The sequence below is a fragment of the Betaproteobacteria bacterium genome, assembly GCA_016720855.1.
Classification (GTDB): Bacteria; Pseudomonadota; Gammaproteobacteria; order Burkholderiales; family Usitatibacteraceae; genus FEB-7.
Window position 1 is genome coordinate 544,354 of record JADKJU010000002.1, and the last position, 17,933, is coordinate 562,286.

Sequence of the window (17,933 nt, forward strand, 5' to 3'; positions counted from 1 at the left end):
CAATGACCGGGCTCCGGCCCCTTCCCCCATGGACAGCAAATCCCCCCGCCCGACGGAAATCAAGCTGCACCAGAAGTCGCGCCTGCTCGAGATCGCGTTCGACGACGGCAAGCGCTACAGCCTCCCCTGCGAATACCTGCGTGTGTTCTCTCCCTCCGCCGAAGTGCGCGGCCACGGCCCGGGGCAGGAAGTCCTCCAGGTCGGCAAGCGCAACGTGGAGATCAGGGAGATCGATCCGGTGGGCAACTACGCGGTGAAGCTCGCGTTCTCCGACGGCCACGACACCGGCCTCTACTCCTGGGAATACCTGCACGAGCTGGGCGAAAAGCAGGCCTCGAGCTGGAAGACCTACCTTGCGCGCCTCGAGGAGGCCCACGCCTCGCGCGACCCGAAATGAGCGACAAGACCACCCACTTCGGCTACGAGCAGGTCGCGGAGGCCGAGAAGGCCACCCGAGTGGGTGAAGTGTTCAGCTCGGTCGCGACGAACTACGACCGGATGAACGACCTCATGTCGCTCGGCATGCACCGGCTGTGGAAGCACTTCGCCATCCAGATGGCGGACGTGCGTCCCGGTCAGCGCGTGCTCGACGTGGCCTCCGGCAGCGGCGACCTTGCGCTCGCCTTCGCGAAGCGCGCCGGCCCCACGGGACAGGTGGTGATGACCGACATCAACGGCGCGATGCTCGCGGTGGGCCGCGACAAGGTCCTCGACCACGGCCAGGTGGCCCCGCCGGCCCTGTGCAATGGCGAGAAGCTCCCGTTCCCGGACGACACGTTCGACTGCGTCACGATCGCCTTCGGGTTGCGCAACTTCACGAACAAGGATCGCGGCCTGGCCGAGATGGCGCGCGTGACGCGCCCGGGTGGCCGCGTGCTCGTCCTCGAGTTCTCGAAGATCTGGAAACCCCTCGCGAAACCCTACGACACGTATTCCTTCTCGGTGCTCCCGTGGCTCGGCAAGCACGTGGCAAAGGACGAGGAAGCGTACCAGTACCTCGCCGAATCCATCCGCATGCATCCAGACCAGGAGACCCTCAAGGCGATGATGGAGGCCGCCGGGCTGGTGAAGGTGGAGTACTTCAACCTGACCCTGGGCGTGGTGGCGCTGCACCGCGGCTTCAAGCCGTGATCGCGTCGGCTTCCGCCTCGCTTGCCGCGGGCGCGATCAACCGGCTCACCGCTGCGACTCCGATGGCGCGCGAACGCCTGGCGCGCTTTGCCGGGAAAACAGCCGCCTTCCGCGTGGGGCCGCTTCCCGTCGCGCTCACCGTGCAGACGACGGGCGAGGTGCTTCCGGCGCAGGAATCGGCCGCGAGCGACCTCGAGGTTCGCCTCTCTGTCTTCCTGCTGCCGCGCCTGGCCGCGCACGACGAAAGCGCCTATCGCGACGTCGAGACCACGGGCGACGTGGAGTTCGCCGGCGAGGTCGCGTTTCTCGCGAAGCACCTCAAATGGGATGCGGAGGAGGACCTCTCGAAGATCGTGGGCGATGCCGCCGCGCATCGCATGGCGTCCGTCGTGCGCGATGCCGCGGCGTGGGGCAAGGACGCGTCCGGGCGAGTCGCGGCCGGCGCTGCCGAATACTGGACGGAAGAAGATCCCCTCATCGCCTCGCGCGTGAAGGTGGAAGGGTTCGTCGCGGGCGTCACGGAGCTGCGCGACGCGGTCGAGCGGCTGGAAAAGCGCATCGAGAGACTGGAGAGGGATTGAACAAGAAAAGGGGACAGACCCCTTTTCATGAAATGGGGTCTGTCCCCTTTTTTTATCCAGGCATCGCGTTCATCGTCATCTCCGCCTGCGCGTTCGGCGCGATGGCGATCTTCGCCCGCTACGCCTACGCGGGCGGGGCCAACGTGACGGGCGTTCTCGCGGCGCGCTTCTCGATCGCGGGGATTCTCCTTGCCGCGGTGATGATCGCCACGAAACGCCCGTGGCCCCGCGGCCGCCCCCTCGGGGTGGCCATCGGCATGGGCGCCGTGGGGTACGTGGGGCAGGCAGTGTGCTTCTTCGCCGCGCTCAACTACGCTTCCGCGGGTCTCGTGGCGCTGCTCCTCTACGCGTATCCCACGCTCGTCGTGCTGCTTTCGGCCGCCTTCCTGGGCGAGCGGCTGACGGTCGAGAAGATCGCGCTGCTCGCAGTGAGCTTCGCGGGACTCGCCCTGACGCTCGGCGGGGGACAGGGGACGGTCACGGGCGTTGCGCTGGGGCTCGCGGCCGCGGCGTTCTATTCCGTTTACATCGTGATCGGCGCACGCGAGCTCAAGGACACCGACGCCCTCGCGAGCACCACCGTCGTCTGCCTCTCGGCCGCTGCGGTCCTCGCGCTGTCCACCCTCGTCACCGAGGCACGCTTTCCGGACGCGCCGTGGGGCTGGGCGGCGATCGGCGCCATCGCGATCGTGTCCACGGTCGTCTCGATCCTCGCTTTCTTCGCGGGCCTCAAGCGGGTCGGGCCGGCGGTCGCATCCACCGTCTCCACGCTCGAGCCCGTGGTCACCGTGGCGCTCGCCTGGATCGTGCTGGGCGAGAGCCTGGCACCGCTGCAACTGGCGGGAGGCGCCCTCGTCCTCGCCTGCGCCATCCTGCTCGCCCGCGCCCATTGAGGGCCTGTCCCTTAATGGGATAATTGCGCATGTCTCGAACCCTGCAGGCCAGGTGAGCGCGCGCGCCGCCGTCGCATTCGTCGCTCTCCTGGTCGCCGGGGTCGCATCGGCCACGCAGGACGGGGAAGCCGCCACTCATCCGGTCCAGTGGGACGCGCCCCAGGAATTGCGCGTCCTTTTCGAGCAGCACCTCCCGCCGCCGCCCGTCGATGCGAGGGATGATCGCGGGGCACTTCGCCGCTGGATGCGCGATGCGCGCCGCCGCACGGTGGAGATCGCCGCGGCCGAGGGATGGTTCTCGGCGCAGGTGGAGGTGACCGAAGCCGAGGGCCGCGTGCGCGTGGCCCTCACGCCCGGCGAGCGGGCGACGGTCGGCTCGGTGACGATCGAATTTCAAGGCGACCTTGGGAAAGAGGGCGCCTTTCGCGCTTCGCGACGCGGCGCACTCGAGCAGTCCTGGCTCCTCGGCAAGGGCAAGGTCTTCCGCCAGGCCGACTGGGACGAGGCCAAGGCGCGGCTCATCGAGGCGCTCACCGCCGACGACTATGCCGCGGGCGAGCTCGCGATGAGCCAGGCGCAGGTCGATGCGGCATCGGCGCAGGTGAGCATCACGCTCGTGCTCGACAGCGGCCCCGCGTTTTCGCTGGGGGAAGTGCAGGTCACGGGCCTGTCGCGCTATCCGAAATTTCTCGTCGATCGGGCCCTGGACATCGACCCCGGCGAGCCCTACCGCACCGACCGCCTGCTGGAACTGCAACGCAACCTGCAGAGCGCGCCGTGGTTCGCGAACGTGGTGGTGGAGATCGAGCGCGACCGTGCCCACCCCGTGCGTGTCCCCGTCCGCATTTCCATCCTCGAGCGGCCCGCCGCGGATGTCGGCTTGTCGCTGGGTTACGGTTCCGATGTCGGCGCGCGCGGCGAGGTGTCGTTTCGCTACCGGAACGCCTTCGGCCGCGGCTACGACATGCATTCGGCGATGCAGGTGGACAAGACGCAGCAGGTCGGTTACGCGGACTTCTACCTCCCGACGGGCACCCTCGGCGGCGCGCACCTCGGGACCCTGGCGACCCGGGACAGCTTCGGATTCCTCGCCGAGCACAAGTCCAGCCAGGGCCTCGACACGCGGCGCGGCGCGGTCGCGGGCTATCGGCAGTTGTTCTTCGAGAAGCTGGAGCTTCGCCTGGGAGTTTCCTTCCAGGTCGAGCAGGCCACGCCGGGAGGCGGCGAAACGTCGGTCAACCGCGCGCTGGCGCCCGTGGGCCAGTTGACCTGGCGGCCCGTTGACGACGTACTGAACCCGACGCGCGGCGGCGTGCTCAACGTGCAACTGGCGGGTGGCTCGAAGGCGGTCCTTTCCAGCCAGGACTTCATCAGGACCTACGCGCAGTACCAGCACTGGTTCGCGCTCTCGCCGGTGGACCAGGTCATCGTGCGGGCCGAAGGCGGCTACACGATCGCCCCGAGCAGCACCGGCATCCCCGAGGATTTTCTTTTCCGCGCGGGTGGCTCGCGCTCGGTGCGCGGCTACGAGTACGAGAGCCTGGGTCCCATCGAGAACGGTGCGGTCGTGGGCGGGCGTTACCTGGCGACCGGCTCCGTCGAGTACGTGCGCTGGTTCTCGCCCCGATGGGGAGGGGCGCTCTTCCTGGACGCGGGAGACGCGGCGGATGCGGTCAGCGATCTTCGCGTGAACAAGGGGTACGGCGTGGGGGTGCGTTGGCGCACGCCGGCGGGACCGCTTGCGGTGGACCTGGCCTACGCCGACCGCGATCGCAAGGCGCGGCTGGTCTTTTCCGTCTCGGTGGCCTTCTGAGGAAGCGATGAGCCCACCGCGTCGAATCTCGCTGCTGCGCCGCTGCGTCCTCGGGGGTGCGTGGGCCACCGCTGCGGCGGCCGTGGCGGTCGCAGCCACGGCCTTCTGGCTACTCGCGACGGCTTCCGGCGCTCAGTTCGTGTTCGATCGTGCTGCGGCGTTCGCAGGCGGCCGCGTGGGCGTGGTCGAAGGCCGCCTCGTGGGGCCGCTTGCCCTCGAGGCGATCGAGATCGCCTCGCCCGGGCTTCGCGTGCGTGCAAGGCAGGTGGCGTTCGACTGGTCGCCCCTGCGCCTCCTGGGCAGCGAGTTGCGCGTGGTGCGGCTGCAGGCGGCCCTGCTGGAGATTTCCACCGCGGCGTCGAGCGATCCGCTGCGCGAGCCCGCCACGCTGGCGCTGCCGCTACGCCTCTTCGTGGAGCAGGCCCGGGTGGAACGGCTTCGCGTGGGCACGATCGGGGACGATGCGGGCGGCGTCGAATTCCTCGACGTATCGGCGAAGCTCGCGGCGGACCGGGCCGCGTGGATACTCGGCGGCCTGGAGGCAATGACCCCCATCGGGCGGGCAAAGGCGGCCGGGACGCTCGCTGCAAGCGCGCCATTCGCCCTGGACGTGAAAGGCGAGCTCGCCGGCACGAGGAACGGCGCCGGCTATCGGGCGACCGTGGCGGCGAAGGGCACGCTCGCGAAGCTGGAAGTGACGCTCGCGGCGAGCGAGGGCGGGCTCTCGGGCACGGGTTCTGCCATGCTCGAGCCGTTCGCCTCCGTGCCCCTGCGCAAGCTCTCGGCGAAGCTCCACGGCGTGGACCTGGCCGCGTTCTTCGCTTCGTCGCACACAATGCTCGCGGTCGAGGCGGACCTCGCGCCAAGCAAGGACGCGATCCTCGCCGGGACAGTGAAGGTCGCCAACACCGCAATCGGTCCCCTCGACCAGCAACGCCTGCCCATTGCATCGGCCACGGCGCAGCTCGCCATCGAAAGGAATCGCATCGAGGCGAAGAAGCTTGCCCTGTCGTTTTCCGGCGGTGGCCGCGCCGAAGGACAGGCGGTGTGGGCCGGCGGCAATCTCGACGCGTCGCTCGCGGTGAAGGATCTCGACCTCCTCGCGTGGCATTCGTCCCTCAAGGCCACGAAGCTTGCGGGGACCCTCACGGCCGTCGCGACGGCCGAGGCACAGTCGTTCGGGGTGGCGCTCGCCGATCCGCGCTTCGAGATCCGCGGCGATGCCCGGATCGCCGATGGACGCCTGACCGTCGAGCGGGTGCGGTTGGCGCGCGGAGCGGCGTTCGCGCAGGCGAGCGGCTCCCTGGATCTGCGGGGAGGGCGAGAGTTCCAGGCCAGCGGGCGCATCGAGCGGCTCGACCCGGCCGCCTTCGCGAACGTGCCGGCGGGTGACGTAAACGCTTCCTTTGCCGCGAAGGGAAACCTCGCGAAGGGGCCGGTCGGCGAGGTGACGCTGGAAATCGCGAAAAGCCGGTTTGCCGGGCTTGCCGCCGTAGGCCGGGTTGCGATCGTCACCGACGGCGCCCGCCTTTCGCGAACCGAAGCGGACGTGTCCCTCGGCGCCACGCGGCTCGTTGCGGCGGGTGCGCTGGGCCGTGCCGGCGACTCGCTGGAGGTGAAGCTCGCGTCCCCCGACCTGGCTCCGCTCGGCCGCGCGTTCGGCCTTGTGTTGGGCGGCCGCGTCGATCTCGATGCACGCGTCTCCGGGGAGTTCACGGCGCTGTCGGGCCACGCCTGGCTCGACGCAACGGACCTTGCGTTGCCCGGCGCGATCCGCGTGGCGAAGGTCACCTCCCGCATCGAGCTGGGCTCGGGCGACCAGGGCGCGGCGAACGGGCATGTGGATCTGCGCGGCGTGGCGCGAGGCGCGGACAAGGAGGCGCTCGTCGAAAGCGTCGTGCTCGAGATCAAGGGGACGCGAAGCTCGCACGAGATCCGCGTGGAGTCGGCGTTCCCCGACAAGTTCTCGGTGCGGGCGTTGCTCGACGGCGGCATCGTGCCCGGCGCGCGTCTGCCCGAGTGGCGCGGTCGCCTCGAGTCGCTCGACATCGCGGGCCGCACGGCCTTTGCGCTGTCGGCGCCGGCCACGCTCGTGGCGGGCGCCGACCGCATCGAACTGGGCGAAGCGGTGTTCGTCGGCGAGCCCGGCCAGGTGCGCCTCGCCGTCACGAGCTGGACACCTGCGGGCATCCAGACCCGCGGCTCGTCGAGCGCGCTCGTGATCCGCACCATCCGGCAGATTCTCAACGTGCAGGGCGAAGTGGGTTCGAGCCTCGTGCTCGCGGGCGATTGGGACTTGCGCATCGGCGAGACGGTGGACGGGTTCGTTTCCATCCGGCGCGACCGGGGTGACGTGCGCGTCGGCGAGCCGAGGGTGGGATTGGGGCTCGAGACGCTTGCGCTTCGTGCGGACGCGAGTGCGGGGCGCGTGAAGGCGACAGCGGACATTCGTGGCACGCAGGCAGGCCAGTGGAAGGCAGAGGCGTCCGTGACGCTGCGACGCGGCGATGAAGGCTGGGAAGTTTCGCCGGTTGCGCCCGTGGAGGGCCATTTCACCGTCGATGTGCCGGACCTCGCGTGGACCGCGGCGTGGATCGGGCCGGAGGCGCGCGTGCGCGGCCGCCTTGCGGGGGAGGGCACGCTCGCGGGCACGTTGCGCGAGCCGACGTGGAGCGGACGGCTGGAAGCCACGGGACTTGCGGTTCGCGAGCCCACGCTGGGCGCGGAGGTGGCGGATGGCACGATCGCCATCCTGCTCAAGGACCGCGAGGCGCGCATCGAGCGCTTCACGCTCTCCATGCCCTGGCAGCCGTCGGAGGAAGCCGCGCGCGCGATCTCCGCGGTGAAATACCCCGCCACCGGAACGGTCACCGCCGAGGGCGCGATCGATCTCGGCACGCGCAAGGGGACCATCCGCGTGAAGGCCTTGGGGTATCCGTTGACGCGGCTTGCCACGCGCTTCCTTGCGGTGTCGGGAGAGGGTCGCGCCGAGCTGGATGGCAATTCGACCGTGATGACGGGTGAGTTCACGGCCGACGCCGGCTGGTTCGGCATCCCGGGTTCTGCGCCGCCTTCGCTATCGGACGACGTGATCGTGATTCGCGGGAGCCAGGCTCCGCTCGTGGCGAGGGACGCGGAGCACACGCGCATGGACCTGCGCGTGAACCTGGGCGAGCACCTGCACTTCCGGGGGCGCGGGCTTTCCACGCGGCTGGCGGGATCCTTGCGGCTCGCGGGCGAGCTTGGCGTCAACTTGCGCACGACAGGCACGATTCGCGCCGTGGGCGGCACCTACGATGCCTACGGCCGGACCCTCACTCTCGAGCGCGGCGCGCTCAACTTCCAGGGCCCCGTGGACAACCCCGGGATCAACATCCTCGCGCTGAGGAAGGGGCTGGCGGTGGAAGCCGGGGTCGAAGTGCTGGGCACGGTCGCGCGGCCGAAGGTGCGACTCGTGTCTTCTCCCGAGGTTCCCGAAGCGGAAAAGCTTGCCTGGCTCGTACTCGGTCGCGGCCGGGGCGACGTTTCCGCCGCCGATGCGGCCACGCTCGTCGGAGCGGCCAGCACCCTGCTGGGCGAGGGGGCCTTGCCCACGGCAAAGCTGATCGGCGGCCTGGGGCTCGACGAGGTGAGCGTCGGTTCCGGACTCGCATGGGGTCCTCGGGGCACTGCCCCAGAGCACCATCGCGGGACGGACAGGCGCAACGTCGGCAGCCGAGGTGGTCACCGTGGGCAAGCGCCTCTCCGACGATATCCATGTGTCCTACCGCCAGGGCCTGGCGGATGCGGAAGGATCGCTGAATGTGGCCTGGCAACTCACGCGAAGCCTGCAGCTCATCCTGCGCGCCGGCTACCTTCCCGGTGTGGATATCGCTTACCGCTTCACCTTCGACTGAAAACGCCAGGGGACAGACCCTCGAGGCCCTTCGGGCGCCATGCATGAGGGTCCGTACCTTGACTGCCCGTCCTTTTTTTTCCTAACCCCTGTCGGGGCTCTGCGAGGTGACCACCTCGCGCTCATCCAGCTCGGCTTCGATGGTCAGCAGCACCTCGTCGTTGATCTCGTCCGCGGCGTGCATCTCGTGCAGCCGGGAGCGCTCCGCCTCGATGGCCGACAGGCGCAGCCGCCGGGCGACGGCGATGCGCTCGGCGAGCCTGGTCGCCTGCTGGGGATCGGCTTCGCGAAGGGCGACCTTGTCCTCGTAGCGCTCCACCAGTTGCCGGGCGAAAGCGACGTCTTCGGGGTCCGCAAGCGATTGCTGCGCGGCCGTCACGGCGGCGATGGCCGCCCGCGCGACTTCCGCCCTCGCGGCGTTTTCGTCGGGCTTCTCGCGCGCATCGCTGCGCGCCTTGAGCTTGCGGATGATCCACGGCAGCGGAACGCCGTTCAAAGCGAGCGTGAGAATGATGGTGGCGGCGGCCAGGAAGACGACGAGTTCGCGTTCCGGAAACGGTGCGCCCGACATGGTGAGAATCGGCACCGAGAGGGCGGCGGCCAGCGTGATGGAACCGCGAACCGCGGCCCAGCTCACCAGGAACATCCGCCGGGAATCGGGGCCCGATTCGCCGCCTGCCCATCCCCAGTGCAGCCGGAAGCGCACGTGGGCGGAAGCCCACACCCAGCCGATCCGCAGCACCATCAGCAAGGCCCACAGCGCGAAGGCGTAGAACGCCAGCGCGCCCGCGTCGTAATGCCCCACGGCCGCGAGCATGTGACGAAGCTGCAGGCCGAGCAGCACGAACACCAGCCCGTTGAAGGTGTAGGAGAGCATCCGCCACACCTCGCGCGCATGGCGCCGGCCCTCGGGGGACAGCCCTTTCACCTCCTGCCCACCGGCCCACAATCCCGAGGCGACCACCGCGAGTATCCCCGAGACGTGCAATGACTCGGCCGTCAGGTAGGCCGCATAGGGAACGAGCACCGCCAGCAGCGTCTGCAGCATCTGGTCGTCGGCCTCGAAGCGCAGGAGCCGCTCGCGAAGCTTCCGGCCGCTCCACTCGATGATGATGCCGACGCACACGCCGCCGCCGGACAGGATCACGAACTGGCCGGTGACTTCGTTCATCGACACGGTGCTCGCCGCCGCGGCCGCCGCCACCGCGAGCTTGAAGGCGACGAGGCCGGTGGCGTCGTTGAGCAGGCTCTCGGCATTGACGATGTGCATCACGCGATTGGGCAACGGCAGCGCCGTCGTGGTCGCGACGGTGGCCACGGCATCCGTCGGGGAGACGATGGCACCCAGCGTGAAGGCGACCGCAAGCGGAATCGACGGGATGAGCCAGTGGATGAAATATCCCACGGTGACGACCGTGAGCACGACCAGGCCCAGCGCGAGGAGCAGCACCGGCCGCAGCACGTGCAGCAGGTCGCGGCGCGGCAGCATCCGCGCATCCGCGAAGAGGATCGGCGGGATGAAGAGCAGCAGGAAGAATTCCGGATCCACGCCGACCGCCTCGAGGCCCGGCAGGAAGGACGCGGCCGCTCCCACGACCACGAGGAAGACGGGCAACGGCAGGCGGCTGTAGCGGAAGAACGCGCCGGCCGCGGCGGTCAACAGAAGGAGGGCGAGGGTGAGCTGGACGACAGCCATGGGAAAGCCGGTCGGGGGGATCGAGGCGCTGCCGAATGTTACGGCGGGAAGCCGCTCCGGGACTTGAGCAGGCGCAAATTGAAAAAGGGGTCTGTCCCCTTTTCCTAAAGAGGGGACAGACCCCTTTTCGTCAAATCGCCTCGATCGCCGCGACGACCTTTTCACGAACCTGGCGGGCCATCGGCTCGATGTCCGCCCGGCCGGTGAGGGTCACCATCGTCTCGGGGTCGAGCACGGAAACGACCGTCTTCCCGTCCGCGGGGTTCTCGTACACCGTGACGTTGCAGGGAAGCAGCAGCCCGATGTCGATCTCGCTCGAGAGTGCCTGGAACGCGAATCCGGGATTGCAGGCGCCCAGGATCACGTACTTCGTGAAGTCCTTGTCGATCTTCTTCTTGAGGGTGGCCTTCACGTCGATCTCGGTGAGGATGCCGAAGCCCTGTTCCTTGAGCGTCGCGGTCACGCGCTCCACGGCCTGCTCGTAGGAAAGCGCAACCGTGCGCGAGTAGCCGTAGTTGCCCTTCTTCACGTTCGACATGTCTGTCGCTCCTGGCACAATGAGTCAGCAAGAGCTTATTTTACTCCCTCGGGGCGATCATGCCGCCGCAGTGCATGGGTCGTCACCGCCTCGAGCACGCGCCGCCGGCCCTCGTGCAGGTCGGCAGCATCGAGATCCTCCACGACGACGCACGCGATGCGGTCGCACGCGCTCGTGAAGCGGGGATAGCCGTCGAACTTGAAGTGTGGAACGGCCTGCCGCATGTCTGGCATGCTGTCGCCCACCTGCCCGAGGCGCGCCAGGCCGTTGCCCGCATCGGCAGGTTCATCCGCCGCGCCGTCCCTGACAAATTGCAGGCGTTGCCATCGCCACCGCCTTCCGCCGGAACCATGCCCATGCTCGGACTCATGCAGAAAGCCCCGCTGCTCATCTCGTCGCTCATCCGCCACGCCGACCGCCACCATGGCGACGTCGAGATCGTGTCGCGGCGTGTCGAAGGCGACCTCCACCGCACGACCTACCGCGAGTTGCACCGGCGCTCGCAGAAGCTCGCCAATGCGCTTGATGCGCTCGGCGTCGGGCCGGGGGACGTCGTCGGCACGCTCGCCTGGAACGGCTACCGCCACATGGAGCTCTACTACGGCGTGTCGGGCAAGGGCGCCGTCCTGCACACGATCAACCCGCGCCTGGCCCCGGACCAGGTCGCGTGGATCGCGAACCACGCGCAGGACAAGGCGCTCTTCTTCGACTTGACGTTCCTGCCGATCATCGAAAGGATGGCCCCGCATTTCCGGACCGTGAAGGCGTTCGTGGCGATGACCGACCGCGCGCACATGCCGCCCGGATCGCCCATCCCGAACCTCCTGTGCTACGAGGAATTGCTGGACGCTGCGCGCGACGGGTACCACTGGCCCGTCTTCGACGAGAACCAGGCCTCCTCGATCTGCTTCACCTCCGGCACGACCGGCAACCCGAAGGGCACGGTCTACAGCCATCGCTCGACGATGCTGCACACTTTCGCCATCGCGCTCCCCGATGCGCTCAACGTTTCCGCGCGCGACGTGGTCCTTCCCGTCGTGCCGATGTTCCACGTGAACGCCTGGGGCCTGCCCTACGCGTGCGCGATGGTGGGCGCCAGGCTCGTGTTCCCCGGCCCCGCCCTCGACGGGAAATCGGTTTACGAGCTGATCGAGGCCGAGAAGGTGACCGTGTCGGCGGGCGTGCCCACGGTGTGGCAGGGCCTGCTCAATCACACCGGCCTGCACCACCTGAAGTTCTCCACGATGCGGCGCACGGTGGTCGGCGGCGCGGCGCTTCCTCCGGCGATGCTGCGCCTGTTCGAGGAGCAATACGGCGTGGCGGCACTGCACGCGTGGGGCATGACGGAGATGAGCCCCCTGGGCACCGCCAACGCGCCGCGTCCCCGCCATGCCGATCTGGATCCCGAGGAGCGGTACAGGATCAAGGCGAAGCAGGGGCGCGCCGTTTTCGGTGTCGACATGCGGATCGTCGATGCGGATGGCAAGGAACTGCCGTGGGACGGCAACGCCTTCGGCGACCTCCAGGTGCGCGGTCCGTGGATCCTGCGCGAGTACCTGGAAGGCGACGGGGGCGATCCGCTCGTTACCGACGCGCAGGGGCTGCAGTGGTTCCCGACGGGCGACGTCGCGACCATCGACGCCGAGGGCTACATGCAGATCACCGACCGCAGCAAGGACGTGATCAAGTCGGGCGGCGAATGGATCAGCTCGATCGAGATCGAGAACGTGGCGGTGTCGCATCCAGCCGTCGCGATGGCGGCGTGCATCGGCCTGAAGCATCCCAAGTGGGACGAGCGGCCGCTGGTCGTGGTGATGAGAAAGCCCGACGCCCCGGTCACGCGCGAGGAGCTGCTTGCCCTGTATCAGGACCGGGTCGCGAAGTGGCAGGTGCCCGATGACGTCGTCTTCGTCGACGCGATCCCGCTGGGGGCGACCGGCAAGGTGCAGAAGAACAAGCTGCGCGAGCAGTTCCGCGACCACTTTTTCAGGCAGGACTGAATCAACGGGCGCTCGGGGGCACAAGACGTGATGCGCCCGCTTCGCGGCAGGACCGATCGGGGGGATGTCCTGCCCCTAAGCGCATCGCTCGCACCATGTTTTCGGCCACGACAACCGGCGACCAGCGGCTCGCTCTTACCTGACCACAAGGCGACGGATGAGCCACGGTACGCGTCGACGGCGAGCTACATTCTGGAAGTTCCGGGAACCGTACGCACCGATATCGACTAAGGGACAATGGGGGTGCTGCCCCTTCCGGGCGGCCTGTTGACCATACCCGAAACCCCCTAAATACTGCGGGACGGGCGATCGGATGTCCCTTAGCCCCACCCAAGACAGGACGACATTCCTTGAGCACCTTTGAACGGCGGCTGTCCGCCATTGCACCCGGTGCGCTCGCAGGAATCCTGCGCGGCGTGGAAAAGGAAGGGCTGCGCGTGCGGCCCGACGGCAGCCTGGCCATGACGCCGCACCCGGCAGGCCTCGGTTCGGCCCTCACGCACCCGCACATCACGACCGATTTCAGCGAGTCGCAGCTCGAGCTGATCACGGGCGTGCACACGACGCCCGAGGCGTGCGTCGCGGAGCTGACCGAGCTGCACCAGGTCGTCTACCGCAACCTCGACGGCGAGCTGCTGTGGTGCGCGAGCATGCCCTGCAGGCTGCCGGCCGACGACGAGATCCCGCTCGGGCAGTACGGAAGTGCCAACCTCGCCCGCATGAAGACCACGTACCGGCACGGGCTGTCGCATCGCTACGGCCGCCGGATGCAGACGATCTCCGGCATCCACTACAACTTCTCGCTGCCCGAGGAGGCATGGCCGCTCCTGCAGCGCGCGGAAGGCGACGACGGGCCGGCGGAACTCTTCCAGGACCGCGGCTACTTCTCGCTGATGCGCAACTTCCGCCGCCACTCATGGTTGCTGCTGCTGCTGCTCGGTGCGTCGCCCGCCGTGTGCGGCACGTTCGTCCGCGACCGCCCGCATCGCCTCCTGCGCTGGGACACGGGCACGTATGTCGCGCCATTCGGCACCTCGCTGCGCATGGGACCGTTGGGTTACCAGAGCGACGCGCAGGCCTCCCTGGCGGTGAGCTTCAACAGCCTGCGTGGCTATGCCGCATCGCTCAATCGGGCGTTGAGCGAGGCCTATCCCGCCTACGAGGCCATCGGTCTCAGGGACGCCACGGGCAACTACCGGCAACTCTCGACGACGCTGCTGCAGATCGAGAACGAGTTCTACGGCACCGTCCGGCCGAAGCGCCGCATCCATCGCGGCGAGCGGCCGCTGCGCGCGCTGGGGGAGCGCGGCGTCGAGTACGTCGAAGTGCGCTGCATCGACGTGAGCCCGTACCATCCGGTCGGGATCGATGCGGCGGGCATGCGGATGATCGACCTGTTCCTGCTGCACTGCCTGCTGACGGACAGCCCGCTGGACTCGCCGCGGGAAATCGCGTCGATGTCGCGCAACCAGTATGGAATCGCGGAGCGGGGGCGCGAGCCGGAGTTGCGCCTGGAGCGCGGGGTCGAGGCGATGGCGCCGGCCGCGTGGGGACGTGAGTTCCTCGCGCAATGCGAGCCGATAGCCGCGGCCCTCGACGCGGCGCACACAGGCACGGCATACCGCGAAGTTCTCGAGGCCGCTGTGGCGACGCTCGCCGAGCTTTCGCTGCTGCCGTCGGCGCGCATCCTGGAAGAGACGCAGTCGCGCTTCGGGCGTTCGTATCCGGCACTGGCGCTCGCGTATTCGGAGCGCCACCGCGACACGCTACTGGGGATGGCGCTGGACGCCGGGGCCGCAGCGAAATACGCGCAGATGGCCGCCGGGTCGATCGCGGAGCAGCGGGAAATCGAGGCGGCCGACGATGTCCCGTTCGAGACCTTCCGCGAGCGCTACCTCGGTCAGGACATGGTCTCCGGCGCGCATTTTCGCGAGACACGCTGACTGGGCGGCCAAGCGAAGTGAAGACCATCCTCGTTTTGGGCGGAAGCGGGCAGGTCGGAAGGCAGATCGTGGCCCAGGCCCTCGCCCATGCGGCGGTAGGGTGGGTTGTGGCCCCGACCCGCCAGCCGCTGGCGCCCGCCGCGAAGCTGTTCAATCCGCAAGTCGATTTCGCGCGGCTGCCCGAAGCGGCGGCCTGGTGGGCTGCGGACGCCGCGATCTGCGCGCTGGGAACGACGCGCCGCCAGGCCGGTTCGGCCGCCGCATTCCGCATGATCGACCACGACTACGTGCTCGCGGCAGCACGCCTTGCGCGAAAGGCCGGGACGCCGGTCTTTGTCTACAACTCCTCGCTGGGCGCCAACGCCGGCGCCGCATCGCTGTACCTTCGCGTCAAGGGAGAGATCGAGCGCGATCTCGGTGCGCTGGGCTTTTCTTCGTTATGCATCGTCCGCCCGTCACTGCTCGACGGCGGCCCGCGGCAAGACTCCCGTCCCGCGGAGGGCGTGAGCCTCTGGCTCGCCAAGGGTCTCGCGCCGATCATTCCACGCCGGTATCGCGCCATCCCCACGCGCGCCGTCGCAGGCGCGATGCTCGGTGCGGCGCTGGACGCGCGTCCAGGCACGCGCGTAATCGAATCGGACCAGCTGCACGACTACTAGCAGGGCAAAGGTCCGAAACGGGATGCTACCGTACCGGGAGCGGCTGCGTTTGCGGCGTGCGGCGGAATGCGCTGCGATCGAAGCCGAGCGTGGCGGCGCGATCCAGAGCGGCATCCAGCGTCGCAGCATCGAGCACAGGCTGGCGCGCCAGCACCCAGGCGTACTTGCGCGAAGGCTCGCCCACCAGCACCCACTGGTAACCCTTGTCCAGCGCCAGCACCCAGTAGTCGCCATAGAACGGGCGGAAGAAGCTCACGCGCAGCTTGGCGCCGTTGCTGCCTTCCACCACCTTCGCGATGCCGGTGGCCTCTTCGACCTCGCCATCGGACTTTCGGCAGCGATTGGTTACCCGTACCGTGTCGCCGTCCAGGCGATAGTTGGCCTGGGTATCCGCCACGCACATGGACTGGAACGAATTCGGCAGGAGGGCGATTTCATGCCAGGTGCCCGCATAGCGGACGAGGTCGACGGCCTCCACCGTGGGCAGGGGAACGGTGGGTCCGGTTGCACAGCCGCCCACGCACAGCAGCAAGGCGGTCCGAACGGTGGTGCACCAACGCAAGCGATCGTTCATCAGTTTCCCCGGATTCCCGGTCCCGGCATCAGGAGGTCGATTGCCGCGACCTGGCTGTCCGTCACACGCACCGCAATGCGGGCCCGCGCCGGTCGTAGCGACACCACGAACGCAGCGGCGATGGCCACGAGAACGAAGATTGCGCTCACCATACCCGCGAGAGCAATCGCCTCGCGCGTGGCGAGCTCATCCCGGACGCGCTCGTCCAGTGGCCACTTGAGCTCCTGCTCGGTGGACGCCCGCTGCCACGTGCGCGTGAAGCGCAACACGATCGAATCGATCTGTCCCGAAGTGATGACGGTCCGGCCGGATCCGGGGCTGCCGCCGTCCTGGAAGTGAAACGCCGGCGCAACGTGCCGGATTCGCCCCGTGTGCTATCGGGCGCCGGAAGTGCCCCGGAGGTTAGCTGCCGATGATTTCATTCAGGCCCTCGACAACATGGGCCAGCTCTTCGGGTGTGGAACGACCGAGCTTGGCGCCTATTCGTTCCACCGAAAGGGTGCGAATCTGGCTGATCTTGACCCAGGATCGCTTCGGCAGCTTGAGTGACTGGAGTTCATGGGTCAGCGGGAACGCGGCCCGTTGAGGTTGGCTGGTCAGTGCCAGGGCGATGACTGTTCCGGAGCGCTCGTTGAACACGTCCTGACTGAGGATCAGGACGGGGCGCAAGCCGGCCTGTTCGCGACCACGGACTGGATTGAAGTCTGCCCAGCGAATTTCGCCCCTCAATATTCTGGCCACGCCTCGAGCTCCTGGCCCAAACCTTCCTCCGCAAGCGCCTTTTCGAAGTTCGGGTCGAGCTTGGCGCACTCGGACGCGAGCCGGCTTCGTTCCATCCGCGCGAGTTTTTCGGTCACGGCTGCCTGGATCGCGCGACTGCGGTTGGGAAAGAGGTTCTTCGAAACCATGCCGTCGAGGCGGTTCAGGGTCTCACGGTCGATTGTAATCGCCACCTTGACGCTGGCCATGTCGCATTCCAAAAGTATGACAATAAATCATACCATGATGCGGTGCGGCAAGGAGTCCGGTGGCGCCCATGTTTCGGTCGTTGCCTTGTACGCCGATACCGTCAAAAGCATGCACCGGAGGAAATGGAGGGTGGAAGAACAAATCTCCATTTCCCTGCGCCGGATTTTCAGGGGGTGTACCAGATCGATGCCGTGCAGGCGCGTTCGGTGATCGTCAACCGCGTGCCGATCTTCGGTTTCAAGGGCGCTTGCACGCCCGTTCCCGCTACCAGTGGAAAACAGCGCCCAGCATGGGTCCGTTGAAGTTCAGGTTCTCGACCGGCTTGCCCGACTTCATCTTGTAGTCGAGATAGCGCCAGGTGGCGACAAGTCCACCCCACTTGAACTCGTAGCCGAGCCCGATCACGCCCTGCCATGTCAGGTCGGAATCGCCCGTGCCCACGTCGAGGTAGTAGGGGACGTACCATTTTCCGCCTTCGCCCAGGGCGATCCGCCCCTTGACGCCGACGATCGCATCCCAGTTGGTGGCGTCCACCTCACGGTTGCCCGCACGGCCCGGCGTCGGAATCGGACCGAGGTTGCCGGTCAACTCCCATTCCAGCTTCTGCTTGATGTCGAGCATGCGTGCCCCGGCGATGAGATCCATCGTCGAATCCGGCTTCGACACCATCCGCCAGGTTCCCCCCAGCGTCCACGCCAGGCCCTTGAGGTCGTAGTGCGCGTTCCCGTTGACGCCCGCGGGCAGCTCCAGCCCGCCCAGCGTCAGGTCGCGGGTTCCCGATTTCGAGCCGCCGAGATCGATGTAGATCACGTCGGTGAGCGCGCCCCAGCGCCCGTTGCTCGCCTCGAGCGTGCCCATGAACGCGAATTTCAGGCTGTCGAGGATCTTCTCGGCGTCGACGCTGATATCGCTGTTGCTTCCCGAGCCGCCGGTGCCCGGAGGAGGGCCCTGGAAAGTCGTCTTGCCGCTGATGGTGGGCAGGTAGAGATAGATGATGCCATCGTACTTCCAAGTATCCGACGTCTGGGCGTCGGCGTCGGCGGGTATCAGTGTCGCCGACGCGCACAGCGCGCAAGCGGTGATGGCAACGATTCGTTTCATGGTCTTCTTCTCCGTTGGGTCCGATTTTCGATCGATTCCCGGCCTGAAAATCCGTCACGCGTTCGCAGCGGCCTGGTCAACCCGCTATTGAAACACGACCCGTCGAAGCGGGCCCGTATTGCCTGTGCACCGAGGGGCAG

Annotated in this window: 16 protein-coding genes; 9 read left to right on the top strand and 7 right to left on the bottom strand. The window is 67.9% G+C overall.

Features of this window, described 5'->3' with window-relative positions:
- Nucleotides 1-28: 28 nt before the first annotated feature.
- From IPP91_09665 to IPP91_09690, 6 genes are read left to right on the top strand one after another with little or no spacing between them, the layout of a single operon-like run.
- Nucleotides 29-397, top strand: coding sequence for a DUF971 domain-containing protein (locus IPP91_09665; GenBank protein ID MBL0142336.1), 369 nt, complete (start codon nucleotides 29-31; stop codon nucleotides 395-397).
- On the top strand, nucleotides 394-1,131 hold the full coding sequence (gene ubiE / locus IPP91_09670; protein MBL0142337.1) for a bifunctional demethylmenaquinone methyltransferase/2-methoxy-6-polyprenyl-1,4-benzoquinol methylase UbiE: 738 nt from the start codon (nucleotides 394-396) through the stop codon (nucleotides 1,129-1,131). The genes IPP91_09665 and ubiE overlap by 4 nt, the downstream gene beginning before the upstream one ends.
- Nucleotides 1,128-1,712: a hypothetical protein gene (locus IPP91_09675; protein ID MBL0142338.1), complete on the top strand. Its 585-nt coding sequence runs from the start codon at nucleotides 1,128-1,130 to the stop codon at nucleotides 1,710-1,712. Before ubiE ends, IPP91_09675 begins: the two co-directional genes overlap by 4 nt.
- Nucleotides 1,713-1,744: 32 nt before the next feature.
- Nucleotides 1,745-2,605, top strand: coding sequence for a DMT family transporter (locus IPP91_09680; GenBank protein MBL0142339.1), 861 nt, complete (start codon nucleotides 1,745-1,747; stop codon nucleotides 2,603-2,605).
- Between the two features lie 52 nt (nucleotides 2,606-2,657).
- On the top strand, nucleotides 2,658-4,418 hold the full coding sequence (locus IPP91_09685) for a BamA/TamA family outer membrane protein (protein ID MBL0142340.1): 1,761 nt from the start codon (nucleotides 2,658-2,660) through the stop codon (nucleotides 4,416-4,418).
- A gap of 7 nt (nucleotides 4,419-4,425) precedes the next feature.
- Nucleotides 4,426-8,361, top strand: a complete 3,936-nt coding sequence (locus tag IPP91_09690) for a translocation/assembly module TamB domain-containing protein (GenBank protein ID MBL0142341.1) — start codon at nucleotides 4,426-4,428, stop codon at nucleotides 8,359-8,361.
- Between the two features lie 34 nt (nucleotides 8,362-8,395).
- Here the strand turns inward: IPP91_09690 and IPP91_09695 are convergent, their stop codons facing one another.
- Both IPP91_09695 and IPP91_09700 read right to left on the bottom strand, forming a co-directional pair.
- Nucleotides 8,396-10,009 (bottom strand): Na+/H+ antiporter, encoded by a 1,614-nt coding sequence (locus IPP91_09695; protein MBL0142342.1) that lies wholly within the window; start codon nucleotides 10,007-10,009, stop codon nucleotides 8,396-8,398.
- Nucleotides 10,010-10,139: 130 nt separating this feature from the next.
- Nucleotides 10,140-10,547: a DUF302 domain-containing protein gene (locus tag IPP91_09700; GenBank protein MBL0142343.1), complete on the bottom strand. Its 408-nt coding sequence runs from the start codon at nucleotides 10,545-10,547 to the stop codon at nucleotides 10,140-10,142.
- 74 nt (nucleotides 10,548-10,621) lie between these two features.
- Between IPP91_09700 and IPP91_09705 the strand changes: the two genes are divergently transcribed.
- The 3 genes from IPP91_09705 to IPP91_09715 all read left to right on the top strand — a co-directional run bounded on the left by IPP91_09705 (nucleotide 10,622) and on the right by IPP91_09715 (nucleotide 15,149).
- Entirely contained in the window at nucleotides 10,622-12,547 is a 1,926-nt protein-coding gene (locus IPP91_09705) for a long-chain-fatty-acid--CoA ligase (protein MBL0142344.1), read from the top strand.
- A 350-nt stretch (nucleotides 12,548-12,897) separates the two neighbouring features.
- The gene (locus tag IPP91_09710) at nucleotides 12,898-14,490 is read left to right on the top strand and encodes a glutamate--cysteine ligase (protein MBL0142345.1); all 1,593 of its coding nucleotides are present in this window, start codon (nucleotides 12,898-12,900) and stop codon (nucleotides 14,488-14,490) included.
- Nucleotides 14,491-14,507: 17 nt separating this feature from the next.
- Nucleotides 14,508-15,149, top strand: a complete 642-nt coding sequence (locus IPP91_09715) for an NAD-dependent dehydratase (protein ID MBL0142346.1) — start codon at nucleotides 14,508-14,510, stop codon at nucleotides 15,147-15,149.
- 25 nt (nucleotides 15,150-15,174) lie between these two features.
- On the opposite strand, the gene IPP91_09720 is transcribed toward IPP91_09715, so the two are convergent.
- The 5 genes from IPP91_09720 to IPP91_09740 form a co-directional block, all read right to left on the bottom strand.
- Nucleotides 15,175-15,723, bottom strand: a complete 549-nt coding sequence (locus IPP91_09720) for a lipocalin family protein (protein MBL0142347.1) — start codon at nucleotides 15,721-15,723, stop codon at nucleotides 15,175-15,177.
- On the bottom strand, nucleotides 15,723-15,992 hold the full coding sequence (locus IPP91_09725) for a hypothetical protein (protein ID MBL0142348.1): 270 nt from the start codon (nucleotides 15,990-15,992) through the stop codon (nucleotides 15,723-15,725). The genes IPP91_09720 and IPP91_09725 overlap by 1 nt, the downstream gene beginning before the upstream one ends.
- Nucleotides 15,993-16,125: 133 nt before the next feature.
- A complete protein-coding gene (locus IPP91_09730; GenBank protein MBL0142349.1) occupies nucleotides 16,126-16,464 on the bottom strand; it encodes a type II toxin-antitoxin system PemK/MazF family toxin in 339 nt (112 codons plus the stop codon).
- On the bottom strand, nucleotides 16,449-16,691 hold the full coding sequence (locus IPP91_09735; GenBank protein ID MBL0142350.1) for a CopG family transcriptional regulator: 243 nt from the start codon (nucleotides 16,689-16,691) through the stop codon (nucleotides 16,449-16,451). The genes IPP91_09730 and IPP91_09735 overlap by 16 nt, the downstream gene beginning before the upstream one ends.
- A 265-nt stretch (nucleotides 16,692-16,956) precedes the next feature.
- Nucleotides 16,957-17,793 (bottom strand): hypothetical protein, encoded by an 837-nt coding sequence (locus IPP91_09740; protein MBL0142351.1) that lies wholly within the window; start codon nucleotides 17,791-17,793, stop codon nucleotides 16,957-16,959.
- Nucleotides 17,794-17,933 lie beyond the last annotated feature (140 nt).

What these genes read in the sequence shown, in the direction of transcription:
- IPP91_09740 (MBL0142351.1), bottom strand. Translation starts at nt 17,793, where the DNA reads ATGAAACGAATCGTTGCCATCACCGCTTGCGCGCTGTGCGCGTCGGCG.
- IPP91_09690 (MBL0142341.1), top strand. Translation starts at nt 4,426, where the DNA reads ATGAGCCCACCGCGTCGAATCTCGCTGCTGCGCCGCTGCGTCCTCGGG.
- IPP91_09695 (MBL0142342.1), bottom strand. Translation starts at nt 10,009, where the DNA reads ATGGCTGTCGTCCAGCTCACCCTCGCCCTCCTTCTGTTGACCGCCGCG.
- IPP91_09735 (MBL0142350.1), bottom strand. Translation starts at nt 16,691, where the DNA reads ATGGCCAGCGTCAAGGTGGCGATTACAATCGACCGTGAGACCCTGAAC.
- IPP91_09665 (MBL0142336.1), top strand. Translation starts at nt 29, where the DNA reads ATGGACAGCAAATCCCCCCGCCCGACGGAAATCAAGCTGCACCAGAAG.
- IPP91_09680 (MBL0142339.1), top strand. Translation starts at nt 1,745, where the DNA reads ATGGGGTCTGTCCCCTTTTTTTATCCAGGCATCGCGTTCATCGTCATC.
- IPP91_09705 (MBL0142344.1), top strand. Translation starts at nt 10,622, where the DNA reads ATGGGTCGTCACCGCCTCGAGCACGCGCCGCCGGCCCTCGTGCAGGTC.
- IPP91_09720 (MBL0142347.1), bottom strand. Translation starts at nt 15,723, where the DNA reads ATGAACGATCGCTTGCGTTGGTGCACCACCGTTCGGACCGCCTTGCTG.
- IPP91_09700 (MBL0142343.1), bottom strand. Translation starts at nt 10,547, where the DNA reads ATGTCGAACGTGAAGAAGGGCAACTACGGCTACTCGCGCACGGTTGCG.
- ubiE (MBL0142337.1), top strand. Translation starts at nt 394, where the DNA reads ATGAGCGACAAGACCACCCACTTCGGCTACGAGCAGGTCGCGGAGGCC.